The sequence below is a fragment of the Streptomyces sp. NPDC002386 genome (assembly GCF_053593175.1).
In genome coordinates this window covers 57,482-82,467 of the sequence record NZ_JBSFBX010000008.1, presented here as the reverse complement: position 1 = coordinate 82,467, position 24,986 = coordinate 57,482, and the positions used below count along the sequence as shown (strand labels likewise).

The following is a 24,986-nucleotide window of genomic DNA, read 5'->3' as shown; positions in this document are numbered from 1 at the left end:
GGTGAATCGCTCCTCAGTGCGCGGTGGTGGGGGTGAGGGGGCCGATGCGGTACAGGACTTCGGGGTCGTGCGGGCCGTCCGGGAAGTGGCCGGCCTGGAACAGCACCTCGCGGGTCAGGTCCGCGCCGTGCCGGGCGGCGAACGAGGTGAACAGCCGCTCGGAGGCGGTGTTCCCCGGGGTGATGGTGGTCTCGATGCCGGTGATCCCCTGCTCCTCGGCGAGCCGGGCGGTCAGCCCGTCGAGCAGCGCGGCGGCGATGCCGTGGCCCCGGTAGGCGGAGTCCACGGCCACCTGCCAGACGAGCAGGGTGCGGGGGTCGTCGGGCCGCACGTACCCGGTGACGAAACCGACGGGCTCGCCGTCCGCGTCGCGGGCCACCGCCGAGGTGGCCGCGAAGTCCCGGCACCACAGCAGATAGCTGTACGAGGAGTTCAGGTCGAGGGTTTTCGATTCTTTGGCGAGCCGCCAGAGCGAGGCTCCGTCGGTCACCGCCGGTCGGTCGATCAGCAGGTCTGCTGGTGCGGCAGTCATGCGGAGAGAATTTAGCGAGACAATTTGCAGAATGCACGGGCGAGGTCGAGCCGGCTCGTACTCGCAGCGGTCAAATGTCGCATTTGACCCGCATCAAATCGGGACAAAGGGGTCTGCTTGTGGATTGTGTCACATGCATGAAACCTGCCGGAAAAAGAGGCCGTTTAGCTTCGCAAAAAGCGGGCAGAAGAATACGGGAAGCTCTAGGCGGATGAATTCGCGGAAATTGTGAAAGTGATTTGAATTCTCACTCGGGCAATGAAAACGGCCCGCACGGTGCGTGCGGGCCGTCGTTTCGCGGACTTCCGTGGTCACCGCCAGGCTTCGTCGGCCGCCCGGCGGGCCGCCGCCACGTCCACCGTCAGGCCGCGCTCGGCGAGCGCTCCCCCCAGGGCCGCCAGGCAGGCGTGCACGACGTCGGCCGTGGCGTCCGGCCCGTAGTGGTTCACCCGGATCATCTCCTTGGCCAGGGCGCCGCCGCCGGCGGCCAGCGGCAGCCCCGCGTCGCTCGCCAGCGCGTGCGCCACCAGCTCCGACGCCACCGTCCCGGAGGGCACCCGCAGCGTGGTGGCCACCGGCGCCGCGTCCTTCGCCTCGTACACATACGGCTCCAGGCCGCCGCCCAGGGCCGCGGCCCCGGCCCGGGTGGCCCGCGCGGCCGCGGCGTGCCGCGCCATCACCGCGTCCGGGCCCGCCGACTCGATCCGCTCCAGGCACGCCTCCAGCGCCAGCATCTCCAGCTGGGCGGGAGCGTGCAGCAGGGCCTTGCGCCCGCCGTCGATCCAGCGGTCCTTCCAGTCCAGCAGCGAGAGGTACGAGCGGCGCGGGGCGTTCGGGTTGGCCGCCATGCGCGCCCACGCCCGCTCGCTCACCGAGATCGCCGACACCCCGGCCGGCCCGCCCATCGCCTTCTGGGCCCCGATCACGCACAGGTCCACGCCCCACGCGTCCGGCAGTACCGGCTCCGCGCCCACCGAGGCGACCGCGTCCAGATAGAAGAGCGCGCCGTGCTCGCGCACCACCTCGCCGATCTCCGCGACCGGGTTGGTGTTGCCCGTCGCCGCCTCCGCGTGGACCAGCGACACGAAGTCGATCTCCGGGTGCCCGGCGAACGCCTCCCGGATCCGCTCGGCCGTCACCGCCGCGTGGAAGGGCACCTCGACGTCGTGCACGGTGGCCCCGCAGTCCCGCAGCCAGTTCCCGAAGGTCTGCCCGTACGGGCCCGTGATCACGTTCAGCGCCGTAGTGCCGGGGCCGGCCGCCGCGCGGATCGCGCCCTCCAGCGGCAGCAGCGCCTCGCCCTGGGTGATCAGCACGTCCTGCCGGGTCTCCAGTAGCCGGGCCACCCGGTCCTCGATGGCGGCGAACCGTTCGGCGCTCAGCGGGGGCAGATCGAGGAGGGGGTGGGTCACGGCGCTGCTCTCTTCGCTCACGAGGGTCCAAAAGGCCGGCCGGAGGCCGACGGGATCGAGGGTAGCGCCCGCCCTCCGCCGCCCTCACGACCGGCGAGTTCTCAGGCTGGACAGCCCCTCGGCCATGGGTTTGATTTGAGAGACCCAAACATCTCCTTATAATCGGAACCCACGATTCCCCCCACTGGAGATCCCCCATGAATACGCTCCTCCGGCGCCGGACCCGTCTTCTGGCCGCCACCACCGCCGCGGCCGGCCTCGTGCTCGTGGCCGGCTGCTCCTCGGGCGACGGGGGGAGCGGCGCCACGGTCAAGGGGGTCCACCTCGTCAAGGCCGGGCAGCTCACCACCTGCACCCACCTGCCCTACCCGCCGTTCCAGTCGGAGGTGAACGGCAAGGTGCAGGGCTTCGACGTCTCCCTCGTCGACCTCGTCGCCAAGAACCTCGGCGTCAAGCAGCAGGTCCTGGACACGCCGTTCGAGAACTTCAAGACCGGCGCCTTCCTCAACTCCGGGCAGTGCGACCTGGCCGCGGCCGGTATGACCATCACCGCCGAGCGCAAGAAGAACGTCGACTTCTCCGACCCGTACTTCGAGGCCACCCAGGCGGTCCTCGTCGACCGGAACAGCGGGATCAACTCCCTCGAGGACGTCAAGGCCAAGGGCAGGAAGCTCGGCGCCCAGGCGCAGACGACCGGCGAGGACTACGTCAAGGGCAAGGGCTACGACCCGATCTCCTTCGAGTCCTCCGACGCGGTCCTCAACGGCCTGCGCACCGGCCAGGTCCAGGCCGTCGTCATCGACTACCCGGTCGTCCAGGGGTGGCTGAAGGACAAGGCCAACGCCGGCAAGTTCAAGGTCGTCGGCAATCTCAAGACCGGTGAGCAGTACGGGTTCACCGTCAAGAAGGGCAACACCAAGCTGCGCGAGGCCCTGAACAAGGCGATCGCCGACGCGAAGGCCGACGGCACGTACAAGAAGCTGTACGAGAAGTGGATCGGCCCGTACGACGCGTCCGCCGCCTCTCCCGCCGCCTCATGAGCGACACCGGCGTACGGCTCCAGCCGAAGAAGAAGGGCCTGACCCGGCGGCAGCGGCGCAGCCTGTCCCGGGCCGTGCAGTACGTCGTGTTCGCCGCCGCCGTGATCGCGTTCGCGGTCGCGGCGGACTGGGGCCGGCTGAAGAACCAGTTCGCCCAGGGCAGCATCGCCAAGCAGATGTTCCCCGAGGTCATCACGCTGGCGCTGAAGAACACCGTGCTCTACACGCTGTCCGGCTTCGTCGTCGGCCTCGTCCTCGGCATGGTCATCGCGTTGATGCGGCTGTCCTCGGTGGGGCCGTACCGCTGGGTGGCGGGCGTCTACATCGAGATCTTCCGCGGGCTGCCGGCCCTGCTGATCTTCATCTTCGTCGGCGTGGCCGTGCCGCTGGCCTTCCCGGGCACGGAGATCCCGGGCGGCACCTACGGCAAGGTCGCCATCGCGCTCGGCCTGGTCTCGGCCGCGTACATGGCGGAGACGATCCGGGCCGGCATCCAGGCCGTGCCCAAGGGGCAGATGGAGGCGGCCCGCTCGCTCGGCTTCTCGCCGGCCCGGGCCATGGTCTCGATCATCGTCCCGCAGGCCTTCCGGATCATCCTGCCGCCGCTCACCAACGAACTCGTCCTGCTCTTCAAGGACTCCTCGCTGGTGCTGTTCCTCGGCGTCACCCTGGAGGAGCGCGAACTGTCCAAGTACGGCCGTGATCTGGCCAGTACCACCGCCAACTCCACGCCGATCCTGGTCGCGGGTCTGTGCTACCTGCTGGTGACCATTCCGCTCGGCTACGTCGTCCGGCGTATGGAGTCCAGGTCACAGGAGGCCATCCGATGAGCGGCGCGGAGATCCGGGTCCAGGACCTGCACAAGTCCTTCGGCGACAACCACGTGCTGCGCGGCATCGACCTGGAGATCGGCCAGGGCGAGGTCGTCTGCGTCATCGGTCCCTCCGGCTCCGGCAAGTCCACGCTGCTGCGCTGCGTGAACCTGCTGGAGGAGCCCACCCGGGGCCAGGTCTTCGTCGGCGGCACCGAACTGACCGACCCCGACGTCGACATCGACGCCGTCCGCCGCCGCATCGGCATGGTCTTCCAGCAGTTCAACCTCTTCCCGCACCTGAACGTCACCGAGAACCTCACGCTGCCGCAGCGCCGGGTCCTCGGCCGGGACAAGGCGACGGCGGCGCGGATCGCCGCCGAGAACCTGGACCGCGTCGGCCTGGCCGAGAAGGCGGGGGCCTACCCGTCCTCCCTCTCCGGCGGCCAGCAGCAGCGGGTGGCCATCGCCCGCGCCCTCGCCATGGGCCCCGAGGTGATGCTGTTCGACGAGCCGACCTCCGCGCTCGACCCCGAACTGGTCGGGGACGTCCTCGCGGTGATGCGCCGGCTCGCCGAGGAGGGCATGACCATGATGGTCGTCACCCACGAGATGACCTTCGCGCGCGAGGTCGCCGACCGGGTCGTCTTCATGGACGGCGGCGTGATCGTCGAGGAGGGCGGCCCCGCCCAGGTCATCGGCGCCCCTCGGCACGAGCGCACCCGCCACTTCCTCTCCCGCCTGCTGGACCCGGCGATGGCGGAGGTCGAGGAGGAGACCTCGGACCAGGCCGGCAAGGGCGGGGAGTAGTCCGCGGCGGCGGCTCACTAAGGTGCCGGGTATGAGCGATGACGCGGTGCTGCATGTGAGGGGGCGGGTCCTGGCCGGGCCCGAGGACGTCCGCGACGAGCTGTGGGTGGTCGGAGGCCGTGTCTCCTACGACCGCCCCGCCGGGGCGCGCGACATCACCACCGTCGAGGGCTGGGCGCTGCCCGGCCTGGTCGACGCGCACTGTCACGTCGGCCTCGGCGCCGACGGCCCGGTGGACGCGGACACCGCCGAGAAGCAGGCGCTGACCGACCGGGAGCGGGGCACCCTGCTGATCCGGGACGCCGGCTCGCCCTCCGACACCCGCTGGATCGACGACCGCGCGGACCTCCCGAAGATCATCCGGGCGGGCCGGCACATCGCCCGCACCCGCCGCTACATCCGCAACTACGCGTGGGAGGTCGAGCCGGAGGACCTGGTCGCGTACGTCGCGCGGGAGGCGGAGCGCGGCGACGGCTGGGTGAAGCTGGTCGGCGACTGGATCGACCGCGACCTCGGCGACCTGTCCGCCTGCTGGCCGCGGGAGGTGGCCGAGGCCGCCATCGCCGAGGCCCACCGGCTGGGTGCCCGCGTCACCGCGCACTGCTTCGCCGAGAGCTCGCTGCGCGACCTGGTCGAGGCCGGTATCGACTGCATCGAGCACGCCACCGGCCTGACGGACGACCTGATCCCGCTCTTCGCCGAGCGGGGCGTGGCCATCGTCCCGACCCTCGTCAACATCGCCACCTTCCCGCGGCTCGCCGCGGGCGGCGAAGAACGGTATCCGCGCTGGTCGGCCCATATGCGCCGGCTCCATGAGCGCCGCTACGACACCGTGCGCGGCGCCTACGACGCCGGGATCCCGGTCTACGTCGGCACGGACGCCGGCGGCTCACTGGCCCACGGCCTGGTCGCGGCCGAGGTCGCGGAACTGGTGACCGCGGGCATCCCGCCCGTCCGGGCGGTGGCGGCGGCGAGCTGGAGCGCCCGCGCCTGGCTGGGCCGGCCCGGCCTCGAGGAGGGCGCACCGGCCGACCTCGTGGTGTACGAGGGCGACCCGCGGGCGGACGTCCGGGTCCTGGCGGCCCCGCGCCGGGTGGTGCTGAACGGACGCGTGGTGGAGTAGGGACGGCGGGGCCGGGGCGGTACAGGGGAACGCGCGTGCCCGGTGATTCGAAGAAGCGTGCTGAAACTCCACGAAGGAGTGAAGTAACGCAGGATCGCTGACCGTTCACCCGGAGTGCGTACAAGGTTGACGCGTCCCAAGCAAGTTTCCTCTGGGGGTCCCACCGCCTTGAACAGCAACAACTTCCGCATGCCCGCACGCAGGCTCGCCACGGTGGCGACGGTCACCACGCTCGCGGCGGCACCCGCGCTGCTGGGCGCGAGCGCCGCGCACGCGACCACCGGCCACGGTCGCGCCTCCGCGGTCGTGCTCCGCACCGGGCTCGACGTGTCCCTGCTCAACAGGACCGTGAACGTCCCGCTCGCGGTCAGCCTCAACGAGGTCCAGGCGCCGCGCAGCGCGGACCGGACCACCCTGACGGCCCGGCTCGACGGCGTGAACGGCGGCCGGCCGTTCACGGTCCTCGCCGCGCAGGCCGCGTCGGCCAGGGCGACGGCGAACGGCCGGCTCGCCGAGGGCTCGGTCCGCCTCGCCCACGCCAGACTGCACGTCCCGGGCCTGCCGCTGCTGTCCGTGGTGGAGGTCGGCACGGTCACCGCCAAGGCGACCTGTGCCGCGGGCCGGAAGCCGGTCGCCTCCGCGAACGTCCTCGGCGCCGTCACGGTCCTGGGCAAGCGGGTCACGCTGACCGCCGGCGGTCCGGCCGAGGTGAAGGTGCCCGGCGTCGGCGAGGTCCGCCTCGACCTCTCCCAGCGGCGGACCACCTCCCGTACCGCGGCCGCCACGGCGCTCGAACTCAAGGTCTCCGTCAACCCGCTGAAGCTCAACGTGGCCGAGGTGACCGGCACGGTCACCCTCGCCAGGGCCACCTGCGAGACCCCGGCCGCCGCCCGCCACACGGCCCCGAGCCCCGCCGGCACCGCCCCCGAGGTCAAGCCCCAGGGCGCCCCCGGCAGCCGGGCCGACCTCGCGGAGACGGGCGGCAGCTCCGCGACGCCGTACATCGCGGGCGGCGCCCTGGCACTGCTGCTGGCCGGCGGGGGCGCGGTGACGGTGGCCCGCCGCCGCAGGGGCTGACGCCACCGTCCAGGCCGACCGGGACGGGGGGACGGGTGGGAGACGGGGCCCGGACGGGATCCGGGGAGTGAGGGCGGCGCCCCGGCTACGGCAGCGCGTCCGACAGAGCCGCCAGGAAACCGCTCACCGTCCCCCGGTCCCGCACCGCCACCCGTACCCACGCGTCCCCGTCCAGCCCGGGAAACGTGTCCCCCCGCCGCACCGCGTACCCCAGCTCACGCAACCGCCGCCGCACGGCGGCCGCTCCGGGCACACGCACCAGCACGAACGGCCCCTCCGCGGGCGACACCACCCGCACCCCGCGGGACGCGAACGCGGCGAGCCCCGCCACCAGATGGGCGCGGTCCGCCGCGATCCGGTGGGCCGCGTGCGCCGCCTCGGCCAGCGCCCGGGGCGCCACGCACGCCCGGGCCGCGGCGAGCGCCGGCGTCGACACCGGCCACAGCGGCTGGGCCCGCTCCAGCTCGGCGATCGTCTCCGGCGCGGCCAGCACGTACCCGATGCGCAGCCCGGCCAGCCCCCAGGTCTTGGTCAGGCTGCGCAGCACGACCAGACCGGGCACGTCCGTCCGCCCGGCCAGTGCCTCGCGCTCACCCGGCACCGCGTCCATGAACGCCTCGTCGACCACCAGCACCCGGCCGGGCCGGGCGAGCGCGGTGACGGAGCCGCCCGGATGCAGCACCGACGTCGGATTCGTCGGGTTGCCGATCACCACCAGGTCCGCGTCCCCGGGCACCGCCGCCGGATCCAGCCGGAACCCGTCCGCCTCCCGCAGCAGCACCCGGTCCACGGTGTGCCCCGCGTCCCGCAGCGCCGCCTCCGGCTCGGTGAACTGCGGATGCACCACGACCGGCCGGCGCACCTTCAGAGCCCGCGCCAGCAGCACGAACGCCTCCGCCGCCCCCGCCGTCAGCAGCACCCGCTCCACCGGCAGCCCGTGCCGCGCCGCTACCGCCGCCCGCGCGGCCCGCCCGTCCGGGTAGGCCGCGAGGGACGTCAGCGAAGCGGCGATCTCCTCCCGCAGCCACGGCGGAGGCGTGTCCGCGCGGACGTTGACGGCGAGATCGACCAGCCCGGCGCCGTCGTCGCGCGTCTCCGCGTCGCCGTGATGACGCAGATCGTGCCCGGGGCCCGGGACGCCCCCGGTCTCCTCAGTGCGCATGGCTGTGCGAGTGCCCCCCGTGATGGTGGTGCCCGTGCCCGTGGTGGTGGCCGTCGTCGTCCGGGTGGAAGTGCGGCTGCTGCGGCAGCCCCACCTTGTCCTCGAAGCCCGGCAGCGCGATCCGGTACACACAGGAGTCGCAGTTCATCCGCAGATCACCCTTGACGGCCTCCGCGTACCGTTCCATCACCAGGTCCAGCAGCTCCGGCTCGGGCCCGATGACGTCCGCGGAGCGCACCTCGACGTCCGGACGGGCGGCCGCCCACTCCTCGGTCTGCCGGCGCACCCGCTCCGGCAGGATGCCGGTGAACAGGAAGTAGGGCAGCACGACGATCCGCCGCGCCCCCAGCTTCGCGCACCGGTCGAGCCCGCTCGGCACGTCCGGCGCCGCCAGCGACACGAACGCCGTCTCGACGCCCGCGTAGCCGCGCCCCTCCCACAGCAGCCGGGCCGCCTTGTGCACCTCGGCGTTGGCGTCCGGGTCGGTCGAGCCGCGCCCCACCAGCAGCACGGTGACGTCGGACCGCTCGGCGGAGGCACCGGCCAGCGCCTCCTCCAGCCGCCGCTCCAGCACGTTCAGCAGCGACGGGTGCGGGCCGAGGGGCCGCCCGTAGGTGTACGAGATGCCGGGGTGCCGTTCCTTCTCCCGGGACAGCGCCGCCGGGATGTCGCCCTTGGCGTGCCCGGCGGACACCAGCATCAGCGGTACGGCGGCGAACCTGCGTACGCCCCGTTCCACCAGTTCGGCGACCGCCTCGCCCAGCGGCGGCGGGGACAGCTCGATGAAGCCGCCGGCGACGGGCAGTTCGGGGTGGCGGCGGCCCAGCTCCCCTACGAAGTCGCGGAACGCCTCGGCTCCGGCCTCGTCCCGGGTGCCGTGGCCGGCGATGAGCAGGGCGGGCGACGGGGTGGTCACGGGTTCTCCTCCGGGGAAATCGGTTGGTACAGCAAGGCGTTGAGCGCGGCGGCGGCGACCGCCGACCCGCCCTTCTCGGACACGTTGCTCACGGCGGGCAGCCCGCTCGCGCGCAACGCCTCCTTGGACTCGGCCGCGCCGACGAAGCCGACGGGCAGGCCGATGACGAGCGCCGGGGCGGCGTCCAGGGTCAGCAGCTCCTCCAGGGCGGTCGGCGCGCAGCCGATCACCCACAGGGCACCGGGACCGACCTGCTCGTACGCGAGCCGGACCGCGTGCGCGGAACGGGTCAGCCCCGGGCCGGCCACGGCGTCCTTCAGCCGGCAGACGGTCTCCCGCCGGGTGATGCCGGCCGCGACCATCTCCACGTCCACCACGACGGGCGCCCCGGCGTGCAGCGCGGCGTGCGCCCTCACCAGGTCGCCCTCGTCGGTGACGAGGTCGGTCGCGTACTCCAGGTCGGCGGCGGAGTGGATGACCCGCTCCACCACCGCCCGGGTCAGCGGCGGGAAGTGCGAGGTGTCCAGGCGGGCGCGCAGCCGCCGGAAGGACTCCCGCTCGATGGGGTGGACGACACGGTTCATCGGGCACCCTCCCGCGGGCCGGTATTCGTGCTCTCCTGCCAGCGGTAGCCGCGCGGGGTCACCATGCGGCCGGCGACGTTCCGGGTCGCGGTGTTGCCGACGGTGACGACCGTCATCATGTCGACCGTCGCCGGGTCCAGTTCGCCGAGCGCGGTCACCCGGCTCGACTCGTCCGGCCGGGAGGCGTTGCGCACCACACCGACCGGCGTCGCCGGGTCCCGGTGTCCGGCGAGGATCGCGAGCGCCTTGGGCAGCTGCCAGTCGCGGCCCCGGGACCGCGGGTTGTAGAAGGTCACCACGATGTCCGCCTCGGCGGCCGCCCGCACCCGCCGCTCGATGACCTCCCACGGCGTGTGCAGGTCGGACAGGCTGATGGACACGTGGTCGTGGCCCAGCGGCGCGCCCAGGACCGCCCCGGCGGCCAGCGCGGCCGTCACACCCGGCACGCCGACCACGTCGATGTCGTCGGACGCCTCGGCGAGCGCAGGGGAGGCCATGGCGTACACGCCCGCGTCCCCGCTGCCGATCAGTGCCACCGCGTGCCCGCGCCGGGCCTCCGCCACGGCCGTGCGGGCCCGCTCCTCCTCCGCGCCGAGCCCCGACTCCAGCACCCGGGTGCCGGGCCGCAGCAGATCGCGGATCTGGTCGACGTACTGGTCGAGGCCGACCAGCACCGAGGCCCGCCGCAGCTCGGCCGTCGCGCGCGGGGTCAGCAGGTCCCGGGCGCCCGGCCCGAGTCCGACCACCGCGAGCCGCCCGCGCCCCGGACGCCGTACCACGGCACACGTCGCCATCGCCGGCCGGCCGTCGGCGCGCACCGACTTCCGCTTGGGCACGAGGAGTTCACCGCCGCCCGCCAGCGCCGCCGCCTCCGCGACCGACGGCGTGCCGACGGCCGCGAGCGGCGCGCCGGACGGGTTGGGCACCGCAACGTCCGCCAGGTCCGGCGCCGGGTACGTCACCAGGGGGACCCCCAGCCGCGCGGCGGCGGCCACGATGCCAGGCTCCTCCGACTTGGCGTCCACGGTGGCGAGTTCGGCGACCGACCGCGGCGACAGGCCCGCCTCCCGCAGCGCCTCCTCGACCAGTCCGAGCACCTCGTCCGCCGGCGCGCCCCGGGAGGCGCCCACGCCGACCACCAGGGACGGCGGCCGGAGCAGCACCTCCCGCTCGCCCGGCGCGACGGCCCGGTCGGTGAGCCGTACGGTGTACGCGCCCTCCCGTGAGGCGGGCAGCGCGGGCAGCGGCCACGGCACCTCGGCCTCCAGCGCGACCGGCTCGCCGTCGAGCAGCGCCCGCGACACCGCGGCCACCGCCCCCTCGAACGGGAGGCCGAGGGTGTCCAGACCCGGCAGCCCCGCCGCGTCCGTCGCGGTCGTCACCACCGGCTCGGCGCCCAGCAGCCCGCCGACCTCGCGGGCGAGTTCGTTGGCGCCGCCGCCGTGCCCGCCGAGCAGCGACACCGCGAACCGGCCGCCCTCGTCCACGCACACCACGCCCGGGTCGGTCGCCTTGTCGCCGAGCAGCGGCGCGAGCAGCCGTACCACCGCGCCCGTCGCCAGGAAGCAGACCAACTGCTCGCACTCGGCGAACGCGGCCCGTACGGCCTCCCCGGCGCCGCCGTCGTACACCCGCGTACGGTCCGGCCAGGCCGCGGCCAGCCGGTCCCGCGCCGCCGCGCCCGCCGCGGTGGCGGAAATGAGGCCGATCACTTCGCTACTCCTTCGCTGGATGCCGGGGGCCGCACGCCCCACAGCAGGAAAACCGGATTGGCCGCCGCCAGCCGGGTCACGTCCCCGGGCAGCGGCGCCAGCCGGGACGACTGCAGCAGCACGCCCTCGCAGCGCAGCCCCGCGTCCGTCAGCGCGGCGCGCGCGGCCGGCACCCGGTCCAGGGCGGCCACGGCGACGACGACGGTCCGCCGGGCCCGCCGCGCGCACACGCCGACGACGGCCGGCAGTTCGCGCCCCCCGCCGCCGACGAACACGGCGTCGGGGTCGTCGAGCCCGGCCAGCGCGTTCGGCGCGGCACCGTGCACCACGTCCACGTCGACTCCGTGGGCGGCGGCGTTGGCCCGGATCCGCTCGACGCCGTCCGCGGTCCGCTCCACGGCGACGGCGGCCGCGCCGAGCCGCGCGCACTCCACGGCCACCGAACCCGATCCGGCCCCGACGTCCCACACCAGGTCGCCCAGGCGCGGCCCCAGCCGGGCGAGCGCCAGCGCCCGCACCTCGAACTTGGTGATCATCGAGTCGCGGTGCGCGAACTCGCCCTCGTCCAGGGCCCAGCCGGCGGGCCGCGCCCGCGCCCCGGCGACCGTCCGCACGGCGCCCGGCGTCCGCGCCTCGTCCAGGCACAGCACCACGCTCACCGCCGTGCCCCAGTCCCGGGCGGCGGCCTCGGCGGGCGTCACCCGCTCCACGCGCTCGTGCTCCGGATCGCCCAGCGCGCTCGCCACGACCAGCAGCCGGTTGCCGCCGAGCGCGGCTCCCAGCTCGCCCGGCCCGGCGCCGGGCCCGGTCAGCACGGCCACCTTCGGATGCGCCCGGCACGCGTTGACGGCCGTTCGCAGATCACGCCCGTGCGCGCTGACCACGACCGCGTCGTCCCACGGCAGCCCCAGCCGGGCGAACGCGGTGGCCACCGAGGACACCCCCGGCCGCACGTCCAGCCGCCCCGCCCCGAACCGCTCGGCCAGCGCCCGCACGATCCCGAAGAACCCCGGATCCCCGGAGGCCAGCACCACGACCGGCAGCCCCTGGTCCGCGTACTGCCCGATCGCGTCCAGGGCGGGCGCCAGTGGCCCGAGCGCGATCCGCTCGGCCCCCTCGGGCAGGTCCACGGCGTCCAGGTGCCGCCGCCCGCCCACGACGAGGGCGGCCCCGGCGAGCACCTCGTCCGCGACCGGCGCCCCCGTCCCCGTACCGACGACCGTGATCAACTCTTCGCCCTCTGCTCGCGCAGCGCCCGCCGCGCCTCCGGGTCGGCCTTGCGGTACCCGTGGAAGTGGCCCGGGTGGTACAGGTGCGAGCGGGTGCCGTGGGCGTCCAGGGCCGGACCGACCAGGAAGAGGGTGTGCTTCCAGAGCTTGTGCTCCTTGACCGTCTCCTCCAGCGTGCCGATCGTGCACCTGACGATCAGCTCCTCCGGCCAGGTCGCCTGGTACGCGACGACCACGGGGGTGTCCGTCGGGTAGCCGCCCTCCAGCAGCTCCCGTACGAGCTGGCCGCTGCGCGCCGCCGACAGGAAGACCGCCATGGTGGTGCCGTGCCGGGCGAACTCGCGCACCTCCTCGCCGGGCGGCATCGGCGTCTTGCCGCCGCCGAGCCGGGTCAGGACGACCGACTGGGCCACCTCCGGGATGGTCAGCTCCCGCCGGGCGAGGGCGGCCACGGCGGAGAACGAGGACACGCCCGGCACGACCTCCGTCGCGATGCCGATCTCCGCGCACCGGTCGAGCTGCTCCTGCGTGCCGCCCCACAGCGCCGGGTCCCCGGAGTGGATCCGCGCGACCTCGAGCCCCTCGGCGTGCGCCCGGCGGTAGACGCCGACCACGTCCTCCAGCGACATCGCCGCCGAGTCCAGGATCTCCGCGTCGCCCCGCGCGTGCTCGAGGACCTCGGCCTGCACCAGGCTCGCCGCCCAGATCACCACGTCGGCCGCGGCGATCGCGCGCGCGGCCCGGAACGTCAGCAGATCGGCGGCACCGGGGCCGGCACCGACGAACGTCACCTTGCCGGTGGGGGCATCGGCCTTGGCCATGGGAAGGGGTCCTCTCGTAGGAAAGACGCTGGTCTGGTCTGGGATGGAACGTCAGGGTCTGGGCAGTCGCGCAGGGCGCCGGATGTGCGCGAAGGCACCTTCATCGGATAGCAAGGGCCCATGGCGGTCTTCGTCGCGCTCGGCGCGTTCCTGATGACGCTGGCCGGCGGCTGGACGGCACAGCGTGTGACCGACCGTCGCCATCTCGTCCTGGGGCTGGCCGGCGGCCTGATGCTGGGCGTGGTCGGCCTCGACCTGCTGCCGGAGGCGCTGCACGCGGCGGACCGCGAGATCTTCGGCGTCCCCGCGGCCCTGCTGCTGTTCGTGGCCGGCTTCCTGCTGGCCCATCTGGTGGAGCGCACCCTGGCCGCGCGCCAGGCGGCGCACGGGGGTGCCGAGCACCAGCACCGCGCGCCCGAGGTGGGCCTGACGGCGGCGGCCGCGATGGTCGGTCACAGCGCCATGGACGGCGTGGCGATCGGCGCGGCGTTCCAGGTGGGCGGCGGCATGGGCACGTCCGTCGCGCTCGCCGTGATCGCGCACGACTTCGCCGACGGCTTCAACACCTTCACCATCACGAGCCTGTACGGCAACGCCCGCCGCCGGGCCGTTGGGATGCTGGTGGCCGACGCCTGCGCCCCTCTGCTGGGCGCGCTGTCGACGGTCTTCTTCCACATCCCCGAGCCGGTGCTCGGCGGCTATCTCGGCCTCTTCGGCGGCGTGCTGCTCTATCTCGCCGCCGCCGAGATCCTCCCCGAGGCCCACCACGAGCACCCCGCCCGCTCCACCCTGCTGTGCACGGTCGCGGGAGCGGCCTTCATCTGGCTGGTGGTCGGCGTCTCCGGCGGCTGACCGCACGGGCCGCGTCACAGCTTCCCGCCCCGCCCGCCGTCGCGCCGGGGCGGGGCGATCAGCGTGGAGAGGTACGGCAGCGGCGCCCCGTCCAGCTCCGCGGCCGGCCGCACCGACTCCTCCGGCAGCCCGAGCGCCGAACCCCACACGGCGTCCCCGATCCGCCCGGTCTCCCGCAGCGCCTCGGCGACCTCGGTGGCCTGCCGCCCGAACTTGTACGCCACGACGGTGCCCGGCCCGGCCAGCGCCTCCTTGAGCGCCGCCGCGCCGGCCGTCACCGGCACCAGCGTCAACGGCTCGGTCCCCTCGGTCAGCACCGCGCCCGACCGCGCCGCCAGATCCTGCATGGCGGTGATCCCGGGCACCGTCTCCACCACGACGCCCGGCACCAGTTCCGCGATCGTCTGCGCGAGATACGTGAACGTCGAGTACACGTTCGGATCGCCGATGGTGGCGAAGGCGACCGACCCGTGCCGCTCCAGCAGCCCGGCGACCCGCTCGCCCGCCGCGTCCCAGGCGGCCTCCCGGCGCGCCCGGTCGGTCCGCTCGTTCAACGCGAACACCACCCGGACGATCTTCTCCCCGGGCACGTAGTGCGACACGGTCGCCTCGGCCCGCCCCCGCTCTCCGGTGTCCATCACCGGGACGACGACGATCTCGGCCGCGCGCAGCGCGTTGACCCCCTTGACGGTCACCAGCTCCGGGTCCCCGGGACCGACCCCGACTCCGACCAGCCTGCTGCTCATGACGTCCGGCACCTCTCCACGAACCGATGGGCAGCACCGGGCGCGGCGGCCCAGTGCGTGTGCAGATAACTCGCGTGCACGCCCCGCTGCACGAAGCCCTCGACCCGCCGGACCGGGGTGGTCAGACCCCAGGCGGGGGCCGCGCCGGCGCCGGGCTCGACGATCGTGCGGTGGAACTCGTGCCCGCGCGTCCGCGTCCCCGCGGCGGCCAGCACACTGTCGCCGACGGCCACCGCGTCCCGGTAGCCGAGAGTGAGCCGTTCGCCCATGCGGGCGCCCGCGTCCAGCACCCCGCACATGGGCCGCCCGTCCAGCTCCCGGCACAGATAGAGCAGTCCGGCGCACTCGGCGGCCACGGGAGCACCGCTCAGCGCGAGCTCGGCGACCGCCTCGCGCAGCGGCTCGTTCGCCGACAGCTCGGCCGCGTACACCTCGGGGAACCCGCCCCCGACGACCAGTCCGGCGGTGCCCTCCGGCAGTTCCTCGTCCCGGAGCGGATCGAACGTGACGACCTCGGCACCGGCGGCGGCGAGCAGCTCGGCGTGCTCCGCGTAGGAGAACGTGAACGCCGGGCCGCCGGCGACGGCGACCACGGGCGCCCGCTTCCCGGCCGGCCCGGCCGGGTGGTCGCGGGCGGGCGGGTCCACGGCGGCCACGGCCTCGGCCGCGTCCCAGGCCGCACCCGGCAGCGCACCCGCGTTCCGCGCCAGGGCCGCCAGCGCGTCCAGATCGCAGCCCTCGGCCACCTGCGCCGCCATGGCCGCGACCGCGTCCACCGCCGCGGCCCGCCGCTCGGCGACCGGCACCAGGCCCAGATGACGCGACGGGGTGTCCACCCGCGGCACCCGCCGCAGTGCCCCCAGCACCGGCACCCCGGAGGCGTCCAGCGCCTCCCGCAGCATCGCCTCGTGCCGGTCCGACCCCACCTTGTTCAGGATCACGCCCCCGACCCGCACCTCCGGGTCCCAGGACGCGAACCCGTGCACCAGCGCCGCCACCGACCGCGACTGCGACGAGGCGTCCACGACCAGCACCACCGGCGCCCGCAGCAGCTTCGCGACATGAGCGGTGGACGCCAGCTCACCGTGGCCCGCGGCCCCGTCGTACAGCCCCATCACGCCCTCGACCACGGCGAGATCGCACCCCCGCGCCCCGTGCAGGAACAGCGGAGCGATCAGCTCGGGCCCGCACAGGTAGGCGTCCAGGTTGCGTCCCACCCGCCCGGTCGCGAGCGCGTGGTACCCGGGGTCGATGTAGTCCGGCCCGACCTTGTGCGGGGACACGGTGAGCCCCCGCGCGGCGAACGCGGCCATCAGCCCCGTGGCGACGGTGGTCTTGCCGCTGCCCGAGGAGGGTGCGGCGACGACCAGCCGGGGCACCGGCGTCATCACCACTCGATGCCCTTCTGGCCCTTCTGCCCCACGTCCATGGGGTGCTTGACCTTGGACATGTCGGTGACCAGGTCGGCGAGGTCCACCAGCTTCTCCGGCGCGTTCCGCCCCGTGATCACCACGTGCTGGGTGCCGGGCCGGCCGCGCAGCACGTCCACCACCTCGTCCGTGTCCACCCAGCCCCAGTGCATCGGATAGGCGAACTCGTCCAGCACGTACAGCCGGTACGTCTCGGCCGCCAGGTCCCGCTTGACCTGCTCCCAGCCCTCGCGGGCCTTCTCCTCGTTGTCCATCTGTGCGTCCCGCTGCACCCAGGACCAGCCCTCGCCCATCTTGTGCCAGTCGACGCTGCCGCCCTCGCCGGAGGCGCCGAGCACGCGCAGCGCGTTCTCCTCGCCGACCTTCCACTTGGCGGACTTGACGAACTGGAACACCCCGATCGGCCAGCCCTGGTTCCAGGCCCGCAGCGCCAGTCCGAACGCGGCGGTGGACTTGCCCTTGCCGACGCCCGTGTGCACCACGACCAGCGGGCGGTTGCGGCGCTGACGGGTCGTCAGTCCGTCGTCGGGTACGACACTCGGCTGTCCCTGCGGCATTACGCGGCCCTCCTCGAAGTCCCCTGCACATCCCTGACCAGCCCGGCGATCGAGTCGGACCGCAGCTCCTCCAGCGTCACCGCCGTGCCGCCCAGCTCGCCCGCGAGCCGCCCGGCGAGCCCGAGCCGCACCGGCCCCGACTCGCAGTCCACGACCACCGAGGCGACGCCCTCCGCCGCGAACAGCCGCGCCGCCCGCCCGGCCAGCGCGACGGGCTCCGGGCCACCGGTCGCCCGCCCGTCGGTCACCACCACGACCAGCGCCCGCCGCGCCGGGTCCCGCAGCCGCTCCACCCGCAGCACCTCGTGCGCCTTCAGCAGCCCGGCCGCGAGGGGGGTACGGCCGCCGGTCGGCAGCGACTCCAGCCGGGCCGCCGCCGCGTCCACCGACGAGGTGGGCGGCAGCGCCACGTCCGCCGCGGCCCCCCGGAAGGTCACCAGACCCACCTTGTCCCGCCGCTGATAGGCGTCGAGGAGCAGCGAGAGCACCGCGCCCTTCACGGCACTCATCCGCTGCCGCGCCGCCATCGATCCGGAGGCGTCGACCACGAACAGCACGAGGTTGCCCTCGCGCCCCTCCCGGGTCGCCTGCCGCAGATCGTCCCGGCGCACCACCAGACCCGGCCCGGACCGCCCCCGCGCCCGCTGGTGCGGGGCCGCGGCCCGCACGGTGGCCGCCAGGTGCAGCTTGGTCAGCGTGCCCCGGGGCCGCCGGGCCCCCGTGGTCCGCCCGTGCTCGGTGCGGGCCCGCGAGCGCCGGCCCGCGGCGCCCTCCCCGAGGCCGGGCACGCTCAGCACCTTCGTACGGAACGGCTCGGCCGCCCGCACCGCCGACTGCTCCTGCCCGCCCGACGGCTGCGGCTGCCCGCCCTCACCGGCCTCGGGCCGCGCCGCCGCGCCGCCGTCGTCCTGCGGACCGCTGTCCGGCGCCGGCTGTCCGCCACCGCCGCCGGGCCCGTCGGGGCCGGGGTCGTCGTCGCCCTCGTCCTCGCCCTCGCCGGAGAACTGCTCCATCGTCTCGTCCAGCTTGCCCTCGTCCAGGCCGGGCGCGTCGAACGGGTTGCGCCGCCGCCGGTGCGGCAGCGCGAGCAGCGCGGCCTGCCGGACGTCCTCGGCGAGCACGTCGGTCCGCCCCGCCCACGCCGCCAGCGCGGTCGCCGTACGCGCCATGACGATGTCGGCGCGCATCCCGTCCACCTCGAAGGCCGCGCAGGTCGCCGCGATCTGCCGCAGCGCGCCGTCGCCGAGCCGCACCCGCGGCAGCAGCTCCCGGGCCGCGGCGATCCGCTGCCGGACGGCGGTCTCCTCCTCGGCCCAGCGCGCGGCGAAGGCACCCGGATCGTCGTCGTACGCCAGCCGGCGCCGTACGACCTCCACGCGCTCGTCCGGTTCCCGGGAGGCCGCGACCTCCACGGTGAGCCCGAACCGGTCGAGCAACTGCGGCCGCAGCTCGCCCTCTTCGGGGTTCATGGTGCCGACGAGCAGGAAGCGGGCGGCGTGCCGCACCGAGACACCCTCGCGCTCGACGTACGAGGCGCCCATCGCGGCGGCGTCCAGCAGCAGGTCGACGAGATGGTCGTGCAGGAGGTTGACCTCGTCCACGTACAGGATCCCGCGGTGGGCGTCGGCCAGCAGGCCCGGCTCGAACGCCTTCACGCCCTCGGCGAGCGCCCGCTCGATGTCGAGCGCGCCGACCAGCCGGTCCTCGGAGGCGCCGACGGGCAACTCGACCATCCGCGCCGGCCGTTCGTCCCCGGCGCCCGCCTCGTGCGGTCCGTCCGGGCACGACGGGTCCGGTGCCGCCGGGTCGCAGGAGAACCGGCACCCGGGGACGACGGCCACCTCCGGCAGCAGCGCGGACAGGGCGCGTACGGCCGTGCTCTTCGCGGTGCCCTTCTCGCCGCGCACCAGCACACCGCCGACCGCCGGTGACACGGCGTTCAGCAGCAGCGCGAGCCGCAGATCGTCCTGGCCGACCACGGCCGTGAACGGGAACGGGGTGGTCACTGGTCGCCCTCCAAGTCGCCTTCAAGCTCCAGATAGGTGGCGCGCAGCCGCTCCAGCGTGTCCGCGTCCGGCTCCGCCCACAGCCCGCGGTCCGCCGCCTCCAGCAGCCGCTCGGTGATGCCGCGCAGCGCCCACGGGTTGGACTTCCGCATGAAGTCCCGGTTCTCCGGGTCGAAGACGTACTCCGCGCTGAGCTTCTCGTACATCCAGTCGTCGACCACGCCCGCCGTGGCGTCGTAGCCGAACAGGTAGTCCACGGTCGCCGCCATCTCGAAGGCGCCCTTGTAGCCGTGCCGCCGCATCGCCGCCATCCAGCGCGGGTTGACCACCCGCGCCCGGAAGACGCGGTGCGTCTCCTCGCCCAGCGTGCGCGTTCTCACCTGGTCCGGCACGGCCGAGTCGCCCACGTACGCCTCGGGGTTGGCGCCGGTCAGGTGCCGCACCATGGCGACCATGCCGCCGTGGTACTGGAAGTAGTCGTCGGCGTCGACCAGGTCGTGCTCACGGGTGTCGACGTTCTTCGCCGCCACCGCGATCCGCCGGAACGCGGTCTCCATGTCCCCGCGCGCCGCCCGCCCGTCGAGTCCGCGCCCGTAGGCGTAACCGCCCCACACCGCGTACACCTCGGCGAGGTCGGCGTCCGAGCGCCAGTTCCGGGCGTCGATCAGCGGCAGCAGGCCGGCGCCGTACGCGCCCGGCTTCGAGCCGAAGACACGGGCCGTCGCCCGCCGGCGGTCGCCGTGCTCCGCCGTGTCCTCCTCCACGTGCGCCCGCACGTAGTTGACCTCGGCCGGCTCGTCCAGCTCGGCCACCGCCCGGACCGCGTCGTCGATCAGCCCGACCACGTGCGGGAACGCGTCCCGGAAGAAGCCCGAGATACGGACCGTGACGTCGACGCGCGGCCGACCCAGCTCCTGCGGGCCGATCACCTCGAACCCCGTCACCCGGCGGGAGGCGTCGTCCCACACCGGACGGCAGCCCAGCAGCGCCAGGATCTCGGCGATGTCGTCGCCCTGGGTGCGCATCGCGGAGGTGCCCCACACCGTGAGGCCCACCGACCTCGGGTACTCCCCGGTGTCCTTGAGATACCGCTGGACCAGCGAGTCCGCGAGCGACTGGCCGACCTCCCAGCTCAGCCTGGACGGGATGGCCTTCGGGTCGACCGAGTAGAAGTTCCGGCCGGTCGGCAGCACGTTGACCAGACCACGGGTCGGCGAACCCGAGGGTCCGGCGGGCACGTAACCGCCGTCCAGCGCCCGCAGGATGTGCCCGATCTCGTCGGTGGTCCGGGCCAGCCGCGGCACGACCTCGTCGCAGGCGAACTCCAGCACCGCCACGGCGTCCGGGAGCCCGGTGCCGAGTACGTCGCCCAGCACGCCGGGCACGGCCGCCCGGTCCCAGGCCCGCGACTCCATGCCCTCCGCGATCCGCCGGCAGAGCTGCTCCAGCAGGTCGATCGCGTCGGCCGCCGTGCGTGACGGACCCTGGACCCGGTCCGTCAGCTCCACCGGCACCTTCACCGGCGCGCCCGGCTCGGCCAGCAGCTCCTTCTCCACCAGGCCGTAGTGCTGAGCCAGCGAGGCCCGCAGCCCCGGCAGCGCGTTCGCCTGCCCGCCCCACACCTGGGAGGCGCGCAGCACGGCGAGGACCAGGTTCACCCGCGGCTCGGCCTCCGGGCCGCCGCCGAGGACGTGCAGTCCGTCGCGGATCTGCACGTCCTTGATCTCGCACAGGTAGCCGTCGATGTGCATGACGAACTCGTCGAACGCGTCGTCGTCCGGCTGCTCGTCCACATGCAGGTCGTGGTGGAGCTCGGCGGCCTTGACCAGCGTCCAGATCTGGGCGCGCACCGCCGGCGCCTTCGCCGGGTCCAGGTCGGAGACGAGCGCGTACTCGTCCAGCAGCTGCTCCAGCTTGGCCAGGTCGCCGTAGGTGTCCGCGCGCGCCATCGGAGGCACCAGGTGGTCGACCACGGTGGCGTGCCCGCGCCGCTTGGCCTGGGTGCCCTCACCGGGGTCGTTGACGATGAACGGGTAGATCAGCGGGAGGTCGCCGAGCACGGCGTCCGGAGCGCAGCCGCCGCTCAGGCCGAGGCCCTTGCCCGGCAGCCACTCCATGGTGCCGTGCTTGCCCATGTGCACGATCGCGTCGGCGCCGAAGCCGTTCTCCAGCCAGCGGTAGGCCGCCAGGTAGTGGTGGGAGGGCGGCATGTCGGGGTCGTGGTAGATCGCGATCGGGTTCTCGCCGAAGCCGCGCGGCGGCTGGATCATCACGACGACGTTCCCGAACCGCAGGGAGGCGAGCACGATGTCGTCGCCGTCCACGTACAGGCCGCCCGGCGGTTCGCCCCACGCCTCGCGCATGGCGTCCCGCAGCCCGGGGTCGAGCCGGCCGAACCACTCCCGGTAGTCGGCGAGCGGCACCCGGGCGGGCGCGGCGGCCAGCTGCTCCTCCGTCAGCCACTCGACGTCGTGGCCGCCGGCCGCGATCAGCCGGTGGATCAGTTCGTCGCCGTTTTCCGGGTACCCCTCGGCCACGTAGCCGGCGTCCCGCAGCGCGTCCAGCACCCGTACCGCCGACGCGGGCGTGTCCAGGCCGACCGCGTTGCCGACCCGGGAGTGCTTGGTCGGGTAGGCGGTGAACACCAGCGCGATCCGCTTCTCGGCGTTCGGCTTGTGGGCCAGCTCGGCGTGGCGCACGGCGATTCCGGCGACCCGCGCGGCCCGCTCGGGATCGGCGACGTACACCGGCACCTCGTCCGGACCCTGCTCCTTGAAGGAGAACGGCACGGTGACGAGCCGTCCGTCGAACTCCGGGATGGCCACCTGCATCGCCGCGTCCATGGGGGAGAGGGCGGCGTCCGACTCCGCCCACGCGGCCCGCGAGGACGTCAGGCACAGCCCCTGCAGCACGGGCACGTTCAGCTCGGCGAGCGCCCCGACGTCCCAGGACTCCTCGTCGCCGCCGGCGGACGCCTGCGAGGCGTGCGTACCGCCGGCCGCCAGCACGGTGGCGACCAGGGCGTCGGTCCGGCCCAGCAGCTCGTACAGCCCGGGGTCCGCGCCGCGCAGCGAACCGCAGTACACCGGGAGGGCGTTGGCGCCCCGTGCCTCGATCGCCTCGCACAGCGTGTCCACGAAGGCGGTGTTGCCGCTCAGTTCGTGCGCCCGGTAGAACAGCACGCCCACCGTCGGGCGGCCGTCCCGGACCGGGTACGAGCCGTGGACGCCGAACTCCGGCATCCTGCGCGGCTCCTCGAAGCCCTCCCCGGTGAGCAGCACCGTGTCGGAGAGGAACCGGGCCAGTTCGGTCAGGTTGTCCGGGCCGCCCTCGACGAGGTACTTCAGCGCCTCCGCCACCACGCCCGCCGGTACGGACGACTCGGCCATCAGCTCGGCGTCCGGCACGGCCTCGCCGCCCAGCAGCACGGTGGGGACGCCGGACGCCCTCAGCGCGGCCAGCCCGTCCTCCCAGGCCCGCTTGCCGCCGAGCAGCCGTACGACCGCGAGGTCCGCGCCCTCGACCAGCCCCGGCAGTTCCCCGGCCACGTCCACCCGGGTCGGATTGCCGATCCGGTACCCGGCGCCGGAGGCCCGGGCCGCCAGCAGATCGGTGTCGGCGGTCGACAACAACAACACTGTGCTCATGCGGGCGCTCCCGGTGGAATGAAAGGCAGTCCTTGCGGCGCGCCCGACTCGATGAGCCGCCACAGCGCGTCCGTGTCCGCGTGCTGTTCGATCAGGTCGCCGAGCCGGTCGAGCTGCTCCTCGCGCAGCGCGGCGAACGAGGTGTCCGGGGCCGGTACGAAGCGGCGGCCCGCGGCGGCCGCCACCTCGCGCAGGAAGGCCCGCCGGAAGCCGTCCGACTCCAGCGAGCCGTGCCAGTGCGTGCCCCACACGGAACCCACCCGGCAACCGTCCAGGAACGGTTCCCCGCCGGCGACCTCGGCGACCCCGTGATGGATCTCGTAACCCTCGACCCGCTCGCCGAGGGCCCGGCCGGCCGGCCGGGTGAGGGTCTTCTGCCGGGCGAACCGCACCCGCACGGGCAGCAGGCCGAGTCCGCTGACCGCGCCGGCGCGCGACTCGACCTCGTCCTCGATGTGCTCACCCAGGATCTGGAAGCCGCCGCAGATCCCGAGCACCGGACGGCCCTCGGCGGCCCGTCGCGCGAGCGCGTCCGCGAGCCCGCGCTCGCGCAGCCACCGAAGCGCCCGCACGGTCCCGCGGGTGCCCGGGATCACCACCAGGTCCGCGTCCGCCAGTTCCTCCGGGCGGTCCACGAACCGCACCACGACGCCCGGTTCGGCGGCCAGCGCGTCCACGTCGGTGAAGTTGGACATCAGCGGGATCGCGCACACGGCGACCCGCAGCACGTCCTCCCCGACCGGGGGAGCCACCGTGGACTCCCGCACGGTGCCGCGCAGCGACACCCGCAGTCCGTCCTCCTCGTCGATGCCGAGCCCGTGCCGGAACGGCAGCACACCGTACGTCCGCCGCCCGGTGAGGTTCCGCAGCATGTCGAGGCCGGGCTCCAGCAGGGAGACGTCCCCCCGGAACTTGTTCACCAGGAATCCGGCGACCAGCTCCTGGTCCTCGGGCGACAGCAGGGCGAGGGTGCCGAAGAACGAGGCGAAGACGCCGCCGCGGTCGATGTCGCCTACCACGAGCACGGGCAGCCGCGCCCCCCGCGCGATCCCCATGTTGACGATGTCGGTCCGCCGCAGGTTGATCTCCGCGGGCGAACCGGCCCCCTCACAGATCACCGCGTCGTACGTGCCCCGCAACTCGGCCAGGCAGTCCAGCACCGTGCCCAGCAGCCGCTGCTGGCGCCCGCCGTGGTAGCCGCGCGCGCTCATCTCGCCCACCGGCCTGCCCAGCAGCACCACCTGGCTGCTCTGTTCACCGCCCGGCTTGAGCAGCACGGGGTTCATCAGCGCGGTCGGCTCCACCCGGCAGGCCTGCGCCTGCATCGCCTGCGCCCGCCCGATCTCGGCGCCCTCGCGCGTCACGAAGGAGTTGAGGGACATGTTCTGCGCCTTGAACGGCGCGACCTTCACGCCCTGGCGCACCAGCCAGCGGCAGATCCCGGCCGTCACGACGCTCTTGCCGGCGTCGGAGGTGGTGCCGGCGACGAGGAGACCACCGCTCACTTGCCACGTCCCTTCACGAGGAGGCGCGCACCGGCGGTGACACCGAGCGCGAGCAGGCCGACGCGGCGGGAGAGCCGTACGGCCCGGTCGATGTCGGTGACCCGGACGGCCCGCCCGGTGCCGCCGTTGAGTACGGGCCGGTGTTCCACTCGCCCCGCGTAGGAGAGCGTCCCGCCGAGCCGCACTCCGAGGGCGCCCGCGAACGACGCCTCGACGGGCCCGGCGTTGGGGCTCGGGTGCTCGGCCGCGTCCGCCCGCCAGGCCCGTACCGCTCCGCGCGGGTCCGGCCCGGCCAGCGTGGCGAGCACGGCGGTCAGCCGGGCCCCCGGCCAGCCGGCGAGGTCGTCGAGCCGGGCCGAGGCCCAGCCGTACCGGCGCAGCCGCGGCGACTTGTGACCGACCATCGCGTCCAGGGTGTTGACGGCCCGGAACCCGAGCAGCCCCGGCACCCCGCCGACGGCACCCCATACGAGCGCGCCCACGACGGCGTCGGAGGTGTTCTCGGCGACGGACTCGACCACGGCCCGGGCGATCCCGTCGGCGTCCAGCGCCTGCGGATCCCGGCCGCACAGATGGGGCAGCCGCGCGCGGGCGGCCGGCACGTCACCGGCCTCCAGGGCGCGCCCGACCGCCCGGGCCTCGCGGGCCAGCGAGGTGCCCCCGACGACGGCCCAGGTGGCCACACCGGTCAGCGCGGCGGAGGCGAAGGGGGAGCGGCGCACGGCCCGTTGGGCGACGAGCCCGGTGGCCACGGCGCCGCCGGCGCAGACCGCGGTGTGCAGCGTGCCCCAGCCGCGGTGGTCGTGCCACAGCACGCGTTCCACGGCAGCGGCCGCCCGCCCGAACGCGGCGACCGGATGCCCGCGGCGCGGATCGCCGAGGAGCAGGTCGCCGAGAAGGCCGGCGGCGGCGCCGTACGCGTAAGCGCGATCGGCACCCATCGGCTCAGCCGGCCGTGGGCGCGGGAGCGGAACTCTCGTGACAGGACCGGCTGCCGGTCCTCGATCTGCGGCC

At 74.4% G+C, this 24,986-nt stretch carries 21 protein-coding genes; 6 read left to right on the top strand and 15 right to left on the bottom strand.

Annotated elements, in window-relative coordinates:
* Positions 1 to 13 precede the first annotated feature (13 nt).
* A complete protein-coding gene (ectA, locus tag ACWCPN_RS17650; RefSeq protein WP_199210066.1) occupies positions 14 to 532 on the bottom strand; it encodes a diaminobutyrate acetyltransferase in 519 nt (172 codons plus the stop codon).
* Between the two features lie 311 nt (positions 533 to 843).
* Positions 844 to 1,944 (bottom strand): pyridoxal-phosphate-dependent aminotransferase family protein, encoded by a 1,101-nt coding sequence (locus tag ACWCPN_RS17645; protein WP_451206839.1) that lies wholly within the window; start codon positions 1,942 to 1,944, stop codon positions 844 to 846.
* Between the two features lie 197 nt (positions 1,945 to 2,141).
* On the opposite strand from ACWCPN_RS17645, the gene ACWCPN_RS17640 reads away from it, so the two are divergent.
* The 5 genes from ACWCPN_RS17640 to ACWCPN_RS17620 all read left to right on the top strand — a co-directional run bounded on the left by ACWCPN_RS17640 (position 2,142) and on the right by ACWCPN_RS17620 (position 6,805).
* Positions 2,142 to 2,984: a transporter substrate-binding domain-containing protein gene (locus tag ACWCPN_RS17640; protein WP_451206836.1), complete on the top strand. Its 843-nt coding sequence runs from the start codon at positions 2,142 to 2,144 to the stop codon at positions 2,982 to 2,984.
* Complete coding sequence (locus tag ACWCPN_RS17635; RefSeq protein WP_451206833.1) at positions 2,981 to 3,814, top strand: amino acid ABC transporter permease; 834 nt, start codon at positions 2,981 to 2,983, stop codon at positions 3,812 to 3,814. Before ACWCPN_RS17640 ends, ACWCPN_RS17635 begins: the two co-directional genes overlap by 4 nt.
* Positions 3,811 to 4,605, top strand: coding sequence for an amino acid ABC transporter ATP-binding protein (locus tag ACWCPN_RS17630; RefSeq protein WP_451206830.1), 795 nt, complete (start codon positions 3,811 to 3,813; stop codon positions 4,603 to 4,605). Before ACWCPN_RS17635 ends, ACWCPN_RS17630 begins: the two co-directional genes overlap by 4 nt.
* Before the next feature lie 31 nt (positions 4,606 to 4,636).
* Complete coding sequence (locus ACWCPN_RS17625; protein WP_451206827.1) at positions 4,637 to 5,728, top strand: amidohydrolase family protein; 1,092 nt, start codon at positions 4,637 to 4,639, stop codon at positions 5,726 to 5,728.
* 168 nt (positions 5,729 to 5,896) lie between these two features.
* Entirely contained in the window at positions 5,897 to 6,805 is a 909-nt protein-coding gene (locus ACWCPN_RS17620) for an SCO1860 family LAETG-anchored protein (protein WP_451206824.1), read from the top strand.
* An 85-nt stretch (positions 6,806 to 6,890) separates the two neighbouring features.
* Here the strand turns inward: ACWCPN_RS17620 and cobC are convergent, their stop codons facing one another.
* Genes cobC through cobM form a run of 6 tightly spaced genes read right to left on the bottom strand, consistent with a single transcriptional unit; the run spans position 6,891 to position 13,229 of the window.
* On the bottom strand, positions 6,891 to 7,967 hold the full coding sequence (gene cobC / locus ACWCPN_RS17615) for an Rv2231c family pyridoxal phosphate-dependent protein CobC (RefSeq protein ID WP_451206822.1): 1,077 nt from the start codon (positions 7,965 to 7,967) through the stop codon (positions 6,891 to 6,893).
* Complete coding sequence (locus tag ACWCPN_RS17610; protein WP_451206819.1) at positions 7,957 to 8,883, bottom strand: sirohydrochlorin chelatase; 927 nt, start codon at positions 8,881 to 8,883, stop codon at positions 7,957 to 7,959. The genes cobC and ACWCPN_RS17610 overlap by 11 nt, the downstream gene beginning before the upstream one ends.
* Complete coding sequence (locus ACWCPN_RS17605) at positions 8,880 to 9,467, bottom strand: precorrin-8X methylmutase (RefSeq protein ID WP_451206816.1); 588 nt, start codon at positions 9,465 to 9,467, stop codon at positions 8,880 to 8,882. The genes ACWCPN_RS17610 and ACWCPN_RS17605 overlap by 4 nt, the downstream gene beginning before the upstream one ends.
* Positions 9,464 to 11,179, bottom strand: a complete 1,716-nt coding sequence (gene cobJ, locus ACWCPN_RS17600; protein ID WP_451206813.1) for a precorrin-3B C(17)-methyltransferase — start codon at positions 11,177 to 11,179, stop codon at positions 9,464 to 9,466. The genes ACWCPN_RS17605 and cobJ overlap by 4 nt, the downstream gene beginning before the upstream one ends.
* The gene (gene cbiE / locus ACWCPN_RS17595) at positions 11,176 to 12,408 is read right to left on the bottom strand and encodes a precorrin-6y C5,15-methyltransferase (decarboxylating) subunit CbiE (protein WP_451206810.1); all 1,233 of its coding nucleotides are present in this window, start codon (positions 12,406 to 12,408) and stop codon (positions 11,176 to 11,178) included. The genes cobJ and cbiE overlap by 4 nt, the downstream gene beginning before the upstream one ends.
* Positions 12,405 to 13,229, bottom strand: a complete 825-nt coding sequence (gene cobM / locus ACWCPN_RS17590) for a precorrin-4 C(11)-methyltransferase (protein ID WP_451206807.1) — start codon at positions 13,227 to 13,229, stop codon at positions 12,405 to 12,407. The genes cbiE and cobM overlap by 4 nt, the downstream gene beginning before the upstream one ends.
* Positions 13,230 to 13,349: 120 nt before the next feature.
* Between cobM and ACWCPN_RS17585 the strand changes: the two genes are divergently transcribed.
* Complete coding sequence (locus ACWCPN_RS17585) at positions 13,350 to 14,081, top strand: ZIP family metal transporter (protein WP_451206804.1); 732 nt, start codon at positions 13,350 to 13,352, stop codon at positions 14,079 to 14,081.
* A gap of 14 nt (positions 14,082 to 14,095) precedes the next feature.
* On the opposite strand, the gene cobI is transcribed toward ACWCPN_RS17585, so the two are convergent.
* From cobI to ACWCPN_RS17550, 7 genes are read right to left on the bottom strand one after another with little or no spacing between them, the layout of a single operon-like run.
* Positions 14,096 to 14,827, bottom strand: a complete 732-nt coding sequence (cobI, locus tag ACWCPN_RS17580; RefSeq protein WP_199210055.1) for a precorrin-2 C(20)-methyltransferase — start codon at positions 14,825 to 14,827, stop codon at positions 14,096 to 14,098.
* On the bottom strand, positions 14,824 to 16,215 hold the full coding sequence (locus ACWCPN_RS17575; protein ID WP_451206801.1) for a cobyrinate a,c-diamide synthase: 1,392 nt from the start codon (positions 16,213 to 16,215) through the stop codon (positions 14,824 to 14,826). Before ACWCPN_RS17575 ends, cobI begins: the two co-directional genes overlap by 4 nt.
* Positions 16,215 to 16,814 carry a cob(I)yrinic acid a,c-diamide adenosyltransferase gene (gene cobO, locus ACWCPN_RS17570; RefSeq protein WP_171157563.1) on the bottom strand — a complete coding sequence of 200 codons (600 nt, stop codon included), beginning with the start codon at positions 16,812 to 16,814 and terminating at the stop codon, positions 16,215 to 16,217. The genes ACWCPN_RS17575 and cobO overlap by 1 nt, the downstream gene beginning before the upstream one ends.
* Positions 16,814 to 18,820 (bottom strand): putative cobaltochelatase, encoded by a 2,007-nt coding sequence (locus ACWCPN_RS17565; RefSeq protein WP_451206798.1) that lies wholly within the window; start codon positions 18,818 to 18,820, stop codon positions 16,814 to 16,816. The genes cobO and ACWCPN_RS17565 overlap by 1 nt, the downstream gene beginning before the upstream one ends.
* Positions 18,817 to 22,467 (bottom strand): cobaltochelatase subunit CobN, encoded by a 3,651-nt coding sequence (gene cobN / locus ACWCPN_RS17560; RefSeq protein WP_451206795.1) that lies wholly within the window; start codon positions 22,465 to 22,467, stop codon positions 18,817 to 18,819. The genes ACWCPN_RS17565 and cobN overlap by 4 nt, the downstream gene beginning before the upstream one ends.
* Positions 22,464 to 23,972 carry a cobyric acid synthase gene (locus ACWCPN_RS17555; RefSeq protein ID WP_451206792.1) on the bottom strand — a complete coding sequence of 503 codons (1,509 nt, stop codon included), beginning with the start codon at positions 23,970 to 23,972 and terminating at the stop codon, positions 22,464 to 22,466. Before ACWCPN_RS17555 ends, cobN begins: the two co-directional genes overlap by 4 nt.
* Entirely contained in the window at positions 23,969 to 24,913 is a 945-nt protein-coding gene (locus ACWCPN_RS17550; protein ID WP_451206788.1) for a cobalamin biosynthesis protein, read from the bottom strand. The genes ACWCPN_RS17555 and ACWCPN_RS17550 overlap by 4 nt, the downstream gene beginning before the upstream one ends.
* Positions 24,914 to 24,986 lie beyond the last annotated feature (73 nt).

Bases quoted from the DNA above. Each gene is read 5' to 3' on its own strand.
- ectA (WP_199210066.1), bottom strand. From the start codon at position 532: ATGACTGCCGCACCAGCAGACCTGCTGATCGACCGACCGGCGGTGACC.
- ACWCPN_RS17640 (WP_451206836.1), top strand. From the start codon at position 2,142: ATGAATACGCTCCTCCGGCGCCGGACCCGTCTTCTGGCCGCCACCACC.
- ACWCPN_RS17635 (WP_451206833.1), top strand. From the start codon at position 2,981: ATGAGCGACACCGGCGTACGGCTCCAGCCGAAGAAGAAGGGCCTGACC.
- ACWCPN_RS17630 (WP_451206830.1), top strand. From the start codon at position 3,811: ATGAGCGGCGCGGAGATCCGGGTCCAGGACCTGCACAAGTCCTTCGGC.
- ACWCPN_RS17625 (WP_451206827.1), top strand. From the start codon at position 4,637: ATGAGCGATGACGCGGTGCTGCATGTGAGGGGGCGGGTCCTGGCCGGG.
- cobC (WP_451206822.1), bottom strand. From the start codon at position 7,967: ATGCGCACTGAGGAGACCGGGGGCGTCCCGGGCCCCGGGCACGATCTG.
- ACWCPN_RS17605 (WP_451206816.1), bottom strand. From the start codon at position 9,467: ATGAACCGTGTCGTCCACCCCATCGAGCGGGAGTCCTTCCGGCGGCTG.
- cobM (WP_451206807.1), bottom strand. From the start codon at position 13,229: ATGGCCAAGGCCGATGCCCCCACCGGCAAGGTGACGTTCGTCGGTGCC.
- ACWCPN_RS17585 (WP_451206804.1), top strand. From the start codon at position 13,350: ATGGCGGTCTTCGTCGCGCTCGGCGCGTTCCTGATGACGCTGGCCGGC.
- cobI (WP_199210055.1), bottom strand. From the start codon at position 14,827: ATGAGCAGCAGGCTGGTCGGAGTCGGGGTCGGTCCCGGGGACCCGGAG.
- ACWCPN_RS17575 (WP_451206801.1), bottom strand. From the start codon at position 16,215: ATGACGCCGGTGCCCCGGCTGGTCGTCGCCGCACCCTCCTCGGGCAGC.
- cobO (WP_171157563.1), bottom strand. From the start codon at position 16,814: ATGCCGCAGGGACAGCCGAGTGTCGTACCCGACGACGGACTGACGACC.
- cobN (WP_451206795.1), bottom strand. From the start codon at position 22,467: ATGAGCACAGTGTTGTTGTTGTCGACCGCCGACACCGATCTGCTGGCG.
- ACWCPN_RS17550 (WP_451206788.1), bottom strand. From the start codon at position 24,913: ATGGGTGCCGATCGCGCTTACGCGTACGGCGCCGCCGCCGGCCTTCTC.